The sequence below is a fragment of the Stetteria hydrogenophila genome (assembly GCF_054657575.1).
The window spans coordinates 518,213-532,182 of record NZ_BAAHYL010000002.1 but is presented as its reverse complement, the minus strand read 5'-3'; the positions used below and the strand labels follow the sequence as shown (position 1 = coordinate 532,182).

General features: G+C 68.6%; 14 protein-coding genes. 7 read left to right on the top strand and 7 right to left on the bottom strand.

Annotated elements, in window-relative coordinates; all coding sequences use genetic code 11:
- Positions 1 to 77 precede the first annotated feature (77 nt).
- Positions 78 to 1,061, top strand: coding sequence for an amidohydrolase family protein (locus ACYQ3J_RS06160; protein ID WP_460125869.1), 984 nt, complete (start codon positions 78 to 80; stop codon positions 1,059 to 1,061).
- A gap of 12 nt (positions 1,062 to 1,073) precedes the next feature.
- Here the strand turns inward: ACYQ3J_RS06160 and ACYQ3J_RS06155 are convergent, their stop codons facing one another.
- The gene (locus ACYQ3J_RS06155) at positions 1,074 to 2,435 is read right to left on the bottom strand and encodes an acetyl ornithine aminotransferase family protein (protein ID WP_460125867.1); all 1,362 of its coding nucleotides are present in this window, start codon (positions 2,433 to 2,435) and stop codon (positions 1,074 to 1,076) included.
- Positions 2,436 to 2,774: 339 nt separating this feature from the next.
- On the opposite strand from ACYQ3J_RS06155, the gene ACYQ3J_RS06150 reads away from it, so the two are divergent.
- Positions 2,775 to 3,719 (top strand): Mrp/NBP35 family ATP-binding protein, encoded by a 945-nt coding sequence (locus ACYQ3J_RS06150; protein WP_460125865.1) that lies wholly within the window; start codon positions 2,775 to 2,777, stop codon positions 3,717 to 3,719.
- Here ACYQ3J_RS06150 and ACYQ3J_RS06145 read toward each other — a convergent pair.
- From ACYQ3J_RS06145 to ACYQ3J_RS06135, 3 genes are all read right to left on the bottom strand, one after another.
- Positions 3,716 to 4,108, bottom strand: coding sequence for a FeoA family protein (locus ACYQ3J_RS06145; protein WP_460125863.1), 393 nt, complete (start codon positions 4,106 to 4,108; stop codon positions 3,716 to 3,718). The genes ACYQ3J_RS06150 and ACYQ3J_RS06145 overlap by 4 nt on opposite strands.
- 176 nt (positions 4,109 to 4,284) lie before the next feature.
- A complete protein-coding gene (locus tag ACYQ3J_RS06140) occupies positions 4,285 to 5,421 on the bottom strand; it encodes an inositol-3-phosphate synthase (RefSeq protein ID WP_460125861.1) in 1,137 nt (378 codons plus the stop codon).
- 168 nt (positions 5,422 to 5,589) lie between these two features.
- Positions 5,590 to 6,831: a cation:proton antiporter gene (locus ACYQ3J_RS06135; protein ID WP_460125859.1), complete on the bottom strand. Its 1,242-nt coding sequence runs from the start codon at positions 6,829 to 6,831 to the stop codon at positions 5,590 to 5,592.
- Between the two features lie 312 nt (positions 6,832 to 7,143).
- Between ACYQ3J_RS06135 and ACYQ3J_RS06130 the strand changes: the two genes are divergently transcribed.
- Positions 7,144 to 8,355, top strand: coding sequence for a pyridoxal phosphate-dependent aminotransferase (locus ACYQ3J_RS06130; RefSeq protein ID WP_460126270.1), 1,212 nt, complete (start codon positions 7,144 to 7,146; stop codon positions 8,353 to 8,355).
- On the opposite strand, the gene ACYQ3J_RS06125 is transcribed toward ACYQ3J_RS06130, so the two are convergent.
- On the bottom strand, positions 8,352 to 8,621 hold the full coding sequence (locus ACYQ3J_RS06125) for a winged helix-turn-helix domain-containing protein (protein ID WP_460125857.1): 270 nt from the start codon (positions 8,619 to 8,621) through the stop codon (positions 8,352 to 8,354). The genes ACYQ3J_RS06130 and ACYQ3J_RS06125 overlap by 4 nt on opposite strands.
- Positions 8,599 to 9,147, bottom strand: coding sequence for a hypothetical protein (locus ACYQ3J_RS06120; protein ID WP_460125855.1), 549 nt, complete (start codon positions 9,145 to 9,147; stop codon positions 8,599 to 8,601). Before ACYQ3J_RS06120 ends, ACYQ3J_RS06125 begins: the two co-directional genes overlap by 23 nt.
- 123 nt (positions 9,148 to 9,270) lie before the next feature.
- Between ACYQ3J_RS06120 and ACYQ3J_RS06115 the strand changes: the two genes are divergently transcribed.
- Entirely contained in the window at positions 9,271 to 9,762 is a 492-nt protein-coding gene (locus tag ACYQ3J_RS06115; protein WP_460125853.1) for a hypothetical protein, read from the top strand.
- A gap of 25 nt (positions 9,763 to 9,787) precedes the next feature.
- Entirely contained in the window at positions 9,788 to 10,291 is a 504-nt protein-coding gene (locus ACYQ3J_RS06110; RefSeq protein ID WP_460125851.1) for a hypothetical protein, read from the top strand.
- Here the strand turns inward: ACYQ3J_RS06110 and dph5 are convergent.
- Entirely contained in the window at positions 10,288 to 11,160 is an 873-nt protein-coding gene (dph5, locus tag ACYQ3J_RS06105; RefSeq protein ID WP_460125849.1) for a diphthine synthase, read from the bottom strand. The genes ACYQ3J_RS06110 and dph5 overlap by 4 nt on opposite strands.
- An 80-nt stretch (positions 11,161 to 11,240) precedes the next feature.
- Between dph5 and ACYQ3J_RS06100 the strand changes: the two genes are divergently transcribed.
- Together ACYQ3J_RS06100 and ACYQ3J_RS06095 are read left to right on the top strand one after the other, a co-directional pair.
- Complete coding sequence (locus ACYQ3J_RS06100) at positions 11,241 to 13,112, top strand: aldehyde ferredoxin oxidoreductase family protein (RefSeq protein ID WP_460125847.1); 1,872 nt, start codon at positions 11,241 to 11,243, stop codon at positions 13,110 to 13,112.
- A complete protein-coding gene (locus ACYQ3J_RS06095) occupies positions 13,097 to 13,771 on the top strand; it encodes a PHP domain-containing protein (RefSeq protein ID WP_460125845.1) in 675 nt (224 codons plus the stop codon). Before ACYQ3J_RS06100 ends, ACYQ3J_RS06095 begins: the two co-directional genes overlap by 16 nt.
- Positions 13,772 to 13,970: the final 199 nt, after the last annotated feature.

Sequence of the window (13,970 nt, the reverse complement as noted above, 5' to 3'; positions counted from 1 at the left end):
GCTAAACGTATATAAAGCTTTACTCACAGTCCCGGGTCGCGGTTAAATAATCCAGCCGGCTCCCGGTGGTGTGTGGCTTGAAGCGTGGGCCGGGGGATCCCGGGGGCTTGAGGGTTATAGACTTCCACACGCACCTCCCCCTAACGCGGGCGGGGGGCGACGCGAGGGAGGCGGCTCGCCTACTCGTCAGGGAGATGGATGGGGCCGGCGTCTCGCTTGCCCTCGCTATAGCGATAGAGGCTAGCCCCGGCGTCTTCCTGAAGCACGTGACCCCAGCGGCGGTGAGGAGCGCCCTGGAGGCTTTCACCTACGACTGGCGGGCCCTCTCCCACCCCACGCTCTACAGGGCGATGCTCGACCCGGAGGGGGCTGTGAAGGGGCACCTGGAGCTGATTCGCAGGCACCGCGCCCCGAGCGAGCTGGTGGCGGAGGCCGCCGAGGCGTCGGGGGGCAGGATCCTCGCCGTCGCCAGCTGCTCCCGGGCCGGCGGGGTGGAGGCCTGCGTTGAGAGGCTGGAGAGGCTGAGAGGGAGGATAGTCGGGGTGAAGCTCTACCCCACGCTCGACTTCATAAGGCCGAACCACCCGGAGCTCGAGCCTCTCCTGGACTACGCGGAATCCGAGGGGCTCATACTCGTGGTCCACACCGGCTGCGACCCCGGCCTCTGGGAGCTCCCAGCCTTCTGCGCCTACGCCAACCCGAGGTACCTGGAGGACGTGGCCAGGAGGCACAGGGACCTCTTGATAGTGGCGGCGCACATGGGGAGCTACAGCTACCTCATGCCCGGCGTCTACCTGGCCGAGGCCCTGAGGCTCGCCCGCTCCCGGGGCAACGTCTACCTCGACACGAGCGCCACCACGCTCCAGGACGTCAAGGCCGCCCTCGCCCGCGTGGGGCCCGAGAAGCTCCTCTTCGGCTCCGACTACCCCTACTACGCCAACGCCTCGATGAGGCAGGCGGTCGAGGAGATCCTCCACTCCAGCCTCCCCGAGAGGGTGAAGGAGAAGATCCTCTGGGAGAACGCCGAGAGCCTCCTCCGCTGGGCAGGCGTGAGGCCCTAGCCCCCCGGGGAGCTAGGCCCTGGCCCCCGCCTCCCTCGAGACCTCCCTGAGGACGTCCGAGAGTATCTCGACCGCCCTCCAGAGGAGGTCCTCCTCTATCACCAGCGGGGGGCTTATCCTGAGCGTCGACACGCCTGCCCCTATCGCCAGGACCCCCCTCTTGAACGACCTCTTGAGGACCTCCGCCAGCTCCCTGGGGGCGGGCTCCTTGGTCCTCCTGTCCCTCACCAGCTCCACTCCAATCATGAAGCCCTTCCCCCTCACGTCCCCTATGAGGGGCGCCTCCTCGGCGAGGTCGGCGAAGTGTCTAAGCACCTCCCCGCCCAGCCTCAGGGCCCTCTCGACGTATCCTCCCTCCTCGAGCACCTGGACCGCCGCCATGCCGGCTGCGACGCTCACCGGGTTCCCCCCGAAGGTCGTGGCGTGGCTGCCGCGGGGGAGGCTCATCACCTCCCCCCTCCCGATGAGCGCGCCGAGGGGGAGGCCGCCGCCGACCGCCTTGGCGAGGGCTATCAGGTCAGGCGTGACGCCCCAGTGCTCCACAGCGAACCACCTGCCAGTCCTCCCCATGCCCGTCTGGACCTCGTCGACCGCCAGGAGGATCCCGTAGCGGTCCGCGAGCCTCCTGAGGCCGGGGAGGAAGTTGTCGGGGGGCACCACGTAGCCCCCCTCGCCGAGTATGGGCTCGAGTATGATCAGGGAGACCTCCTCAGGGTCCACGAGCTTCGTGAAAACCTCGCCCTCAAGGTAGGCGAGCGCCCTCTCCCCGCACTCCTCCGGGTCGTCGGTGTAGAAGGGGCAGCGGTACGGGTAGGGGTAGGGGACGTGGATTACCCCGGGGAGGAGGGGGGAGAACCAGCGGCGCTGCACCGGCTTGCTAGCCGTGAGGCTCACCGCCCCGTAGGTGCGGCCGTGGAAGGCGCCGAGGAAGGCCACCACGTAGGGCCTCGACCCCCTGAAGTAGCCCCTGGCCACCTTCAACGCGGCCTCTATGCTCTCCGCCCCGCTGTTGGTGAAGAAGACCCTCCCATCCCTGATGGGGCTCAGGGAGAGGAGCTTCTCGGCGTACGCAACCGCCTCCTCGTAGTAGAAGTCGGTGAGGCTGTAGTGGAGGAGCCTCTCCGCCTGGCGTTTGATGGCCTCGACGACCCTGGGGTGGCAGTGGCCGGCGTTAAGCACCGCTATCCCCGCGTTCAAGTCTATGTAAACGTTCCCATCGACGTCCTCCACGAGGGCGCCGTAGCCCCGCCTCGCCACGAGCGGGTACCACCTCGTGAAGGACTGCATTATGACCCTCCCATCCCTCTCGATGACCTCCCTAGCCCGGGGCCCCGGGGGCTCCACGAGGATCCTGGGATACCCGCCTCCAGCCAACGCAGCCATCCCTCAAGGAGCAGCGGCCCGGGGGCGCGGCCGGCTTAAGAGGACTCGAACCCTACGAGAGGCAAGGCCGACAGCAACCCTTGGGGGTCCGTGCCCCTGTATTCACGTCACCGGCCCCCTGGGGGCCTAGGCACTCGGCAAACACTTCATCCCCACACCCGGAAGGCAGCCCTGCCGGGGGCTAAATCCCCGTGCCGCCCCGAGGCGGGGCGCAGTGGGTTCCCCGGCTACCGTGAGGGCCGTGGAGGCGGTGGGGGTTGTGATGGTTTCACGCGTGTAAGCTAAGCTTTAAACCATTAACTGCGCGCCTGTCGCGTGGTGCCACGCGTTTTGAGCGGCGAGCCTCGGGAGAGGGAGGAGGGCCGTCAGGGCGGCTCCAGTAATCTAAGAATTAATCAATCCAGCTACAAGCAGGTAGCCCAGAGGATGAAGGCTATCCAGGAGCAGCAGAAGGCCGTCGTGAAGAGGATGAGTAGGATCAAGTACAAGATTGGGGTCCTCTCGAGCAAGGGCGGCGTCGGGAAGAGCTTCGTCACCACGAGCCTCGCGGCCGCCCTAGCGGTTGAGGGCAGGAGGGTTGGAGTGTTCGACGCAGACTTCCACGGTCCCAGCGTGCCCAGGATGCTCGGGCTCCCCACGGGCATGGGGCTCCCTGCGAGGATTGACGGGAGCATCGTGCCCATAGAGGCCTCCCTCGGCATTAAGGTTGTTAGCGTCGGCCTCATGCTCCCCGAGGACGAGGTCCCAGTCATCTGGAGGGGGCCCATTAAGACCGGCGCCATCAGGGAGCTGCTAGCCCTCACCGACTGGGGCGACCTGGACTACCTCCTGATAGACTTGCCCCCGGGGACTGGGGACGAGCAACTCACCGTGGCCCAGATCATACCCGGCCTCACCGGGTTCATACTGGTAACCATCCCATCCGAGGTCTCGAAGGCGGTGGTCAAGAAGGCCGCGGCCTTCGCCAGGAGGCTCAACGTGCCGGTGATCGGCATAATCGAGAACATGACGTACTTCAGGTGCCCCGACGGCTCGAAGCACTACATCTTCGGCAAGGGCGCGGCGAGGGAGATAGCGGAGGAGTTCAACATCCCCTACCTCGGAGGGATCCCCATAGACCCCAGGATAAGGGAGGCCAACGACAGGGGCAAGATATTCTTCCTCGAGTACCCGGACTCCGAGGCGGCCGAGGCCTTCAAGGAGATAGCCAGGAAGATAATAAGCATCGTGGAAAAGGGCGAAAAGGGCGGGGAGCAGGGGGGCCAGGAGGCTTAAGGGCTCCGGCTCGATTCTAGGCTAGGACTCGCCCCCGAGGCCTGCCCCTGCTGCCCGGTCTTTTCGACGACTATGATCTTGGAGGCGAGGCCCCTGCCCAGCGCGACCCTCACGCCTCCAACCGACACGACTACAGGGCTCCACGGGTACGCCATGTTGTTCTCTACGACTTCAACCTCCGCCCCGGGCGTCAGGCCGAGGCTCGCCGCCTCGCTAGCGCCACCCCAGCCTGCCAGGATCGCCTTCACCACCACCCTGCTACCCGGCCTGGCGGCGCTCAGCGGGAACGAGCCAGGCGGCAGCTCGACCTGCACGGCCTGAACGGGCCAGGGGCCCCAGCCGCGCCAGAACCACTTACCCTTACCCCAGCCCCAACCCCACGGGCTCATATCCTTCAACCACCTCCTACGCGCATATCCTAGTAGCGGGGGAAGGCTAAAAGCCTAAGAGTAGGCGTCGCTGGCTCCATCACGCTCCACGCTCCAAGGACTCGGGGAGCGGCGGGGATCCCCTTCTTGGGATGGTAAAGAGGCGCTGGGGCCGGGAGGGTTCCCGGGGGCACGGGCTACTGGCCGCCGCTGGCGCTGCGGGCTTGGGCGGGCGCCTGGACTATCCTCTTGCCGGTGGCTAGCCACTCCTCGAGCCAGCGCCTGGCCTCGGCGTCGCTGGGCGCCTGGACCGGCGGGTGCTTGAAGTACCAGGCGCTCGCCTCGGGTATCGCCCCGGCTTCTCCCCTGTCGAGGGCTACCTTGGCGACCCTGATGACGTCGACTAGGACGGCTGCGCACATACTCTTGTCGTCAACGCAGAGCTTCAGGTCTATCGTTACTGGGAAGCCTGCGAAGCTCCTGGCCTTGATGTACATGTAGGCCACCTTGGTGTTGCCGAGGAACGGCACGTAGTCACTGGGGCCTATCCTCACGCCCCCCGTCTTCTCGAGGCGCTCGCCGTACTTCAGCAGGCTAGTGACCGCCCTCGTCTTGCTTATCCTCTTCGACACCAGCCTCTCCTCCATGAGCATGTTGAGGAAGTCAGTGTTGCCGCCTATGTTCAGCTGGTAGGTGCCCTCGATGGTCAGGCCCCTGTCCCTGAGCAGGGAGACGAGGGTCCTATGCGTTATCGTAGCCCCAACCTGGCCCTTCACGTCGTCGCCGAGCAGCGGGAGGCCGGCCTCCTCGTACCTCTTCGGCCAGTAGCCCTTCGGGTCGCTGGCTATGAACACCGGGATTCCGTTGACGAACGCCGCCCTAGCCCTCAGCGCGGCCTCTGCGTAGAACCTCGTCGCCTCCTCGCTGCCCACGGGGAGCAGGTTCACTACCACGTCCGCCTCCTTGAGGGCGTCCGCTATCTCGTCCACGCTGGGGTTCCGGTCCTCCTTCACGGGCTTGAAGACGTCCACCATGTGCGGGGCGACGCCGTCCATCACCGGGCCCCTGACGACGGTGACGCCCAGCTTGGGCACCTCGGCGAACTTGGGCACCATGTTCGGCGGCGCGAATATGGCCTCCGAGAGGTCCTTGCCCACCTTCGTCTCGCCCACGTCGACCGCTGCGACGAACTCTATGTCCCAGACCTTGTAGCCGCCTATGTCCTCGTGTATCAGGCCCTCCCCGGTGCCCTTCTCCTTGTAGTAGTACACGCCCTGCACTAGGGCGGACGCGCAGTTCCCAACCCCTACAATTCCAACCTTAATCCTCCCCATCAGGCCGTCACCCCCGGTAAGACTTACGCCCCAGGGGCTGGAGGGCGGGCCGTTATTATCTTCAACAGGCGAGGCCGGAGCGAAAGACGTGCTGTCTACTATATATTATAGAGCGAGCCGCGGATTTAAATGTAACTCGCCGTCGAGGCCGCCCGGGGGAGGCTGGTGCTAATCCTCGACGACTACTACTATCACCTCCTCCTCGGATTCTAGCCCGGACTCAACGGGGCCCCAGCCCGCCACGACGCCGGCGATGAGGGTTGAGGCGAGTGAAGCCATCACCACTGAGGCGGCCAGGTTCGCTGACAGGATGCCCCTGGCCAGGCCGGTGTAGGCTATGATGACTGCGACGGTGAGGTTCGCGGCGAACACTATGGAGAGCCTCGGGTCGCTGAGGCCCACCATCCTCTTGAGGAGGAGGAGCGTCGCAGCCACCTTCACGGGGAGGCTGGCCGCTAGGAGGGCCAGCGCGGCCGCGAGGAGCGACGCGCTTGGGTGGACTCCCCCCATGCTGAGGCCTGCATGCACGAAGAAGACCGGGGAGAGGAAGCCGAAGACTAGGCCCTCGATCTTCTTGGAGACCCCATCCCTGACGTGCAGGGCCTCCCTGAGCGCCACGCCGAGTATGAAGGAGTAGAGGATCCCGTGCACCCCTACGATGTCGGAGAACAGCGCCACCAGCACCACCGTTGTGACTATCGCCCTCACCTCGGCCTCGTGCCCCGCCTCCGGGAGCCTGCGGAAGGCCGCCCTCAGGAGCGGGGGCGCCACGAGGAGGGAGGCGTAGTAGACCGCCAGGGCCACGCTCGCGTCAACGGCGAGGGCGATGAAGGCCAGTATGCTCGCGAAATCCGTCACCATGGCGGACGCGAGCACCACCTGCCCGGCGCTGGTCTCGAGGAGCCCGCAAGCCTTGAGTATAGCGTAGACCACCGCGACGCTCGTAGTGGAGACCCCCACCCCGGCGAGGGCCGCCTCCCTCAGCGGGTAGCCTGCCGCCCAGGCCCCCAGGGTCGCCGTGGCCATCGGGGCTAGGAAGCTCGCGAGGCCTATGGCCAAGCTGCTCCGGAGGTGCCTCCTCAGCAGCTCCAGGTCCACCTCGAGCCCGGCGGCGAAGAGGAGGAACGAGCCGCCGAGGAGCGCCAGGGTGCCGAGGGTCTCGGAGGACTTAACCCCCGCGAGGGCGGCGGCGAGCCCCAAAAGCACCTCGAACACTGCTGGTATGACCCCGAGAGCCTCGCCCAACAGGAGGCTGGAGAGTATGATGCCCGACGCCACCGCCAGGGAGTAGAGGTCCCCGGCCTCCATGCAGGCGCTCGGGCAGAGGAGCGGCGACATGACCGTGGCTAACGCCAGGGAGAGGCCAGCCAGCCCCATGGCGAGCCTAGCCCTGAAGCTCGCTGCAGCCATGACGGCACACCGTCCAAGGCCATGAGGCGCCCAGAGGCTCGCCGGAGCGCAGCCGCCCAGCCAGCGGCATGGCCTTAAATACTCCCGTCAGTAGCAGCCCTCGGAAGCCTCCCCCGGCGGCCCCCGAGGGGCTCCCTGCCGGCGGCGTATTTCAGGAGGGCACCACGCCCTTCAAGGGCCACGGGCGGGTTCGGGGGTGCTCAACGGCTTGCCGGGCCTACGGGGTGGGGGCCAGTTTATTCGTCATTAAGCCTTTTAAGCAAAACCCGCGGCACTGGGCCGCCGGCCCTGTGGGCGGTGCCGGCCTTGCCCGTGGAGTCTGGACGCGCCTCGATGCTGCGTGAGAGCCCGACTAGGCGCGTGGACGCCCTCCGCGAGAGGATTGTGAGGGAGGGGAGGGACGTCATCCTGCTCTCGACGGGGCAGCCGGGGATCCCGCCGCCGAGGTGGCTGAGGGAGGCGACTGCCAGGATCCTGCTGGAGGACAGCATGGCGCCCTACGCCTACACCCCCAGCAGGGGGTTCCAGAGGCTGAGGGAGCTGATAGTGGAGGACTTGAGGGAGCTCGGGGGCCCCGAGGTTAGCCCCGACCAGGTGGTTGTCACCGCGGGCGGGCAGGACGCCATGTACGCCACGCTCGCCGCCGTGCTCCCCGAGGGCGGGGAGGTGCTGCTCTTCGACCCCACCTACTTCGGCTACGAGCCTCTCGTGCTCCACTTCGGCGGCCGCGTCAAGTGGGTCCCCGTCAGGCTCGAGGACGGCTTCCAGCCGGACCCCGACAGGGTCCTGGAGGCGGTGGAGAGGGGCAAGACGGTTGCGATGGTCGTGGTCACCCCCGACAACCCGACGGGGAGGACGCTCTCGAGGGACGCCGCTAAGGCGCTGGCGGAGATAGCGGTGGACTACGACCTCTGGATAATCTCGGACGAGGCCTACAAGACGCTCATATACGAGGGGGAGCACGTCTGGCTCTACAGCCTCGCCCCCGAGAACGTGGTCTCGGTGAACACGTTCAGCAAGGACCCCGGGATCCCGGGGTGGAGGCTGGGCTACGTCTACGGGCCTGAGTGGCTGGTGCGCAGGGTGCACCTGATACACGAGTCGATGGTCTACTGCCCGCCGAACATCGCGCAGAGGATGATAGCCGAGTACCTCTCAAGGAGGAGGGAGAGGATGGAGTTCATAGAGTGGATCAGGCAGCAGTACATAACACGGAGGGACGCCCTCCTCGAGGAGGTTGCGAGGAGCCTGCCCGAGGCGAGGCTCGCCAAGCCCCAGGGCGGCATGTTCGCCTTCGTCGACCTCACCCCCTACCTGGAGGGCTCCGGCGTCGACGGGGAGCGCTTCGCCGAGCTGCTGCTGACCCGTGAGGGTGTGGCCGCCATACCCGGGAAGTTCTTCGGCAGGAGCTACCCCAACGCGTTGAGGCTGAGCTTCACCACGGAGACCCCGGAGAGGATCAGGGAGGGGGTGAGGAGGATAGCGAGGCTCGCCGAGGCCGTCAGGGCGGGCGAGGCGCGCTAGGCGAGGCCCAGGTCCCTGAGGAGCCTCCTGACCCTCAGGAGCTCCGCGAGCGCCCTCCTGCCCTCCCCGGTTACCTCAACCAGCCTCCCCCTGCCCTGGGTCTTGGTCCTAACGAGGCCCCGGGCCTCGAGGGCGCCCAGCACCTCCTGGAGCCTGTCGTAGGGGAGGTTGGCGGCGGTTGCCAGCCTCGAGGGGGGCATCTCCCCCTCCTCTGCGAGCCTGGAGAGCACGTCTATGACTATGTCAAGCCTGCTCCTCCTCGCCACGCCCCGCCAGCACCCCTCCAGCGTAGTACGCAGCCATCACGAGAGCCGTGGCGACCCTGAGGGCCTCGGAGGCGAGGAGGAGAAGGCCGGCCCCCTTGCCGGGGAAGAGGAGCACGCTGGCCGCCCTCCCCGCGTGGGCCAGGGCGAGGAGCGCGAAGCCCACCCGGGCGAGGCCCCTCGACAGGGCCGAGGCGGTGAAGCCGAGGGCGGCCGCCGCGGCGTCGCATGAGAGCGCGATGAAGAGCGGGGCCGCCGCGGCGAGGGGCCTGCGGGCCTCCGCCGCTGAGAGCGTTAAGAGGAAGAGGCCGGCGGCCGCGGTGGAGGAGGAGCCCGTGTACATCGCAACAGCTAGCCTCGGGGATCCCGTGGAGACCTCGACCACCCCCAGCACCGAGGAGAGGGTGAGGAGCGCGAACCCCCAGGCGGCGCCGAGCAGCTCCTCCGCGCCTAGCCTCGAGTAAGCCCTCGCCAGCGTGACCGTTATCAGCGCGAACAGAGCCGACGAGGCGCCGTAGGCCGTCGCCAAAGCCAGTTTAAGCACTAGAACGATTCCCCGTAAACACGGGTAGCGCTCCCCCGGCCCCATTTAAGCGTTGCTCACGACTCGTGAGTCCATGATATAAGCGGGGCTCCCCCTCAGGACTACCCGGTGAGAGTCGTGCAGGTTAGAGGGGTGGCGGTTGCACTGGCAGTAGTGCTCGCCGCCGCGCTCGCGGTCAACGTTGCAGCCCACGGCGGCTGGGGCTGGTGGAGCCGGAGCGCGGCCCAGCCCGCCACCGGAGCCGGGGACCCCCAGCCCCTAGCGCCCCACGCGTATCACCCCGCGCGCCACGGCGGCGAGGCGAGGCCCTGCGTTCCGGCCGAGGCGTGGAACGGCACCGCAACCGTGGCCTGGGCCGACCCCGCCACGGGCCTGCTCGGCCTCCGGCTCGAGGACGGGAGCAACGTGACCGTCAAGCTGGCCAGGGCCTACGTGAGGGCCTCCGACGGCGCGCTGGTCTACGGCGGCTGGCTGGCGAGCGCGGCCCTGCAGGAGGGCAGCGTGTGGGTCAAGGTGGCGGGCCGCGGCAGCCACGGCTTCGTGGTTGAGATTGAAGTGGCTGGCGTGGACTATATAGCGCCCCAGGCCTACGGCAGGTAACGCTACGAGGGGGCCCTGGGGGTAGTTGAAGGGCACGCTCGCCCTCGCAGCGGCTCTAGCCACTTTTCTCTCCCTACTCGCACCCATCGCCTCCTACTACCTCTACCCCCGGGAGGTTGAGCCCCTGGCCTCCCAGCCCCCGGCGAGCTACCGGCTGCCGCTCGACGCGGGCCTCGAGGCCGCCCGTGGCCTCAGGGGCCGCGTTGCGGTCGAGGGCGAGGCCCACCGCCCCCCGGGCATGCCCCCCGGAGTCGTCGCCGTGCCGGGCGGCGGGGGGAGGATCCTGGTCCTCCTAGCCGGCTGCTGGGAGGCGCCGGGGGGGCGGGTCTACCCGGGCCACGCCCTAGCCAAGGCCCTGGAGGGGAGGGTCGTCAAGGCCCGCGGGCTCCTCGTCGAGACGAGGGCGGGCTTGGTGCTGGTCGCAGTGGAGGTTGAGGTGGGGGGAGCGGTGTTCAAGCGCGCCCCCTGCGCGGGGGCCCCGGGCGCGCCGCCCACCTCGACCCGGGAGCGGCGGGGGCCCCGAGGCTAGGATCCCTGGGATCCCCCTGCGAGGCTGGAGAGCACCCTGCACGCGCTGGGCCTCGCCCGGGCCACGGCCCTGTTGTGCTCCTCGACCAGCCCGGGGTCCACGCCGTGCAGGGCCTGGAGGGCCTCGGCCTCGGTTGGGTGTATGACTGCCGGCACTATAATGGTGGCCGGCGGGCTCCACTCCACGCCCCCCAGGCTGGGGAGCCTCGCGTGGCCCACGAGCCAGCCGGGCTCCCCCGCCCTGGAGATCACTAGGGCCATGAGGCGGTGGAGGAAGGGCTCGATCCCGTACTCCCCGGCGGCCTCCTCCTCGAGGCTCAGCAGGATCCCCGCGGCCTCGCCGGGCGGGAGCTGCCTCCCCCCGCCGTCAACGTCTAGTAGGAGCGTGCTGTGGAGGCCTGCGCACACGTTCGTGTAGGCGTAGTCCACCACGCTCAACGCCCTCACCCCCCTCCAGGGGCCGGGGATGGTGAAGGTCCTCCCGAACCTGTAGTACTGCAGCCCGCTCAGCGCCTTCGCAGCCACGACGCCGGAGACGCCCGGGGCGACGCGCCACTCCACCCCCCTCCTAGCCGCCTCGACTAGGAGGGAGACGTGGGTGGTGGCCACGAGGGGATCCCCTGGGGCGACGACCAGGACGAGGCCCCGTCGGGCCTCCTCCACCAGCCCCGGGGCCCCCGACTCCAGGGCGTCCCTCCCCGCCCTCACCACCCTCCCGGGGGCGACCCGCTCCAGCTCCGAGGCCAGCCAGGACGCCCCGGGGCTAGTGTAGACGTCGACGTAGACTCGGTCCGCGGCCGAGGCCAGCTCGAGCAGCTCCCTCGTGAGCGAGCCCGGCCAGACCCCTCCCCCGGCTAGGACCAGGGGCACCAGGCAGCACCCTCCGCGGGCGCTGCCCGTACCGCGAGTTATTAGCCAGCCCCGCCCCCGGCGGGGCGGGGGGCTGGGCGTTGAAGGGCTACAACTTCAAGCTACTAAGGGTCAACCTGTCGACGGGCAGGTGGAGGGTCGAGGAGATACCGGAGGAGGACCTGAGGCTCTTCATCGGCGGGAAGGGGCTCGGGACGCTCATCCTGTACAGGGAGGTCCCCCCGGGCACCGACCCCCTCTCCCCGGGGAACAAGCTCGTCTTCGCCGCCGGCCCCTTCAACGGCCTCGTGCCCGGGGCCAGCAAGGTGGCGGTGGTCTCGAAGAGCCCGCTCACGAGGCTCATAAACGACTCCTACGCCGGCGACTTCTTCGCCAACAAGCTCAGGGCCGCCGGGTTTGATGCGCTCGTAGTCGAGGGGGCCTCGAGGGACCCGGTCTACCTCTGGATCCACGACGGCGAGGTCGAGGTCAGGGACGCGGGGAGGCTGTGGGGCCTCAGGGTCCCGGACACGGTGGAGGCGGTGAGGAGGGAGACGGACAGCGGCGCATCCGTGGCGGCGATAGGCCCGGCGGGGGAGAGGCTGGTGAGGATCGCGAACATAACGTTCGACGGGGAGAGGGCCGCGGGCCGGGGCGGCCTCGGCGCAGTCATGGGGTCGAAGAAGCTGAAGGCCGTGGCCGTCCAGGGCACCGGCCGGGTCGAGGCTGCGGAGCCGGAGAGGCTGAGGGAGAAGGCTAAGGCCCTCTACGACTACATGTCGACTAGCCCCAGGTACGCCGACACGAGGAGGTACGGGACAACCAACGGGCTGCTCGTGAGCGCCTCCCTCAGCATGAGCCCCTCCTACAACTTCAAGCGCCCCTACATACCAGAGGAGCTCGCCGCCAGGCTGGCTGGGGAAGCGATCAAGGCCGTCGAGGTCGAGCCGGGCCCCTTCATCCACCCCCCGAGGTGCCCGCTCAAGTGCGCCAGGTACGTCGAGGCCGAGCATGGGGGGAGGAGGTTCAGGGTCAAGCCGGAGTACGAGAACCTGGCGATGCTCGGCGCCGCCGTTGGCGTCTTCGACAGGGACGCGGTGCTCTACTTCAACAGGCTGGCGAACGACCTGGGCCTGGACTCGATAAGCGCGGGGAACGCTATAGCCTGGGCGATGGAGCTCGCGGAGCAGGGGATCCTGACCCGAGACGAGTACCCCGACGCCCCCAGGGGCTTCGGGGACGCCGAGGCGGTTGAGAGGCTCCTCCACAACATAGCGTACCGGAGGGGGCTCGGGGCGATCCTGGCGGAGGGCGTGAGGAGGGCGAGCCAGGCGCTCGGCAGGGGCGCCGAGGCGGCGGTGGAGGTGAAGGGCCTCGAGGCCCCCGCGTGGGATCCCCGGGGGAGGAGGGCTTACGGGCTGAGCTACGCCACCGCCGACATAGGCGCGAGCCACCTGAGGGGCTGGCCCCACCCCCACGAGGCCCCGAGCGAGGGGCCTGCGAGGGAGAGGGTGGCCAGCCTGGCCGAGGACAGGGACAGGGAGGCCGTCTTCGACAGCCTGGTGCAGTGCAAGTTCGTCTCCTACAGCATGGACGACATAGTGGAGCTGTTCAACGCCGTCACTGGCCTCGGCTACTCCAAGGAGGACCTCTACGCCGCGGCGAGGAGGACCGAGGCCCTCGCCAGGATACACGGCGTCCTCGACTGGGTAACCCCACCCCTCGACGACACCGTGCCACCCAGGTGGATGGAGCCCATACCAGACGGGCCCCTCAAGGGCGTCAGGGCCTTCCTGGACTGGAGGGACTTCGAGGAGGCGAGGAGGGAGTACTACAGGCTAAGGGGGTGGCACGAGGAGTACGGGGTCCCGCTCCCCGAGACCGTGGAGGAGCTGGGCATCCACTGGGCGAGGGGGGACGCCGAGAGGGCGCTGAGGGCGGTGGAGGCGAGGATGGCATGGCGTGGAGGGTAGAGACGCACCTCCACACCACAGCCAGCGACGGCAGCATGACCCCCGGGGAAGCGGTTAGGCTCGCAAGGGCCCGGGGCCTCCACGCCCTGGCAGTCACCGACCATGACACCCTCGCCGGGATCCCCCAGGCGCTAAGCGAGGCCAGGAGCCTCGGCGTCACCCTCATCCCCGGGGTGGAGGTGACGACGAGGCTGGGGCACGTCCTAGCCCTCTGCGCCTCGACGCCATCCACCCCCCCACCCGCGAGGCCGGGGGTGTGGGAGCTGGCGGAGTGGGCGGCCCGGGAGGCCTGCATACTCATCCCAGCCCACCCCTACGACACCCGCAGGAAGGGCGTCGGGGGCAGGGCTCTCAGGGCCCACGCCAGGGCCTGGGCGGCGGTCGAGGCCTGGAACGCCAGGGCGCCCATCCCGGCCAACATCCTCGCCTCCCGCGCCGCCGGGCAGCTGGGGCTCCCGGGCACGAGCGGGAGCGACGCCCACGTCCCGAGGGAGGTCGGGCTCGCACACATCAAGCTCCACGAGGAGCCCGCGAGCGCCGAGGCGGTGGTGGAGGCTATCAGGAGGGGGCGCTTCAAGGCGACACGCGGGATCCCCGGGATCCTCGCCATGCTCCAAGCCGTGAAGTGGCGCCTCAGGAGGCGCGCGGCGAAACAGTAGCACGGAGGGCCAGCGGCTCGGATCCTGCCGGAGTCCCCACCCCGCCCACACCCGGCGGGTGGGGCGCGTCGGCCCATGGTGTAGTCGTCACCGCCGCTTTAAGCTGGCCCGGGGGGCTACTCTAGGGCGGCTGGCGGGCTTAATCCGTTGACCCAGCCGAGTCCCCCGTGGGGGCGGGGGCTCCACACCGCGGCCCCCC

Coding starts and splice junctions, on each gene's coding strand:
- ACYQ3J_RS06145 (WP_460125863.1), bottom strand. CDS start 4,108: ATGAGCCCGTGGGGTTGGGGCTGGGGTAAGGGTAAGTGGTTCTGGCGC.
- ACYQ3J_RS06095 (WP_460125845.1), top strand. CDS start 13,097: ATGGCGTGGAGGGTAGAGACGCACCTCCACACCACAGCCAGCGACGGC.
- ACYQ3J_RS06135 (WP_460125859.1), bottom strand. CDS start 6,831: ATGGCTGCAGCGAGCTTCAGGGCTAGGCTCGCCATGGGGCTGGCTGGC.
- ACYQ3J_RS06140 (WP_460125861.1), bottom strand. CDS start 5,421: ATGGGGAGGATTAAGGTTGGAATTGTAGGGGTTGGGAACTGCGCGTCC.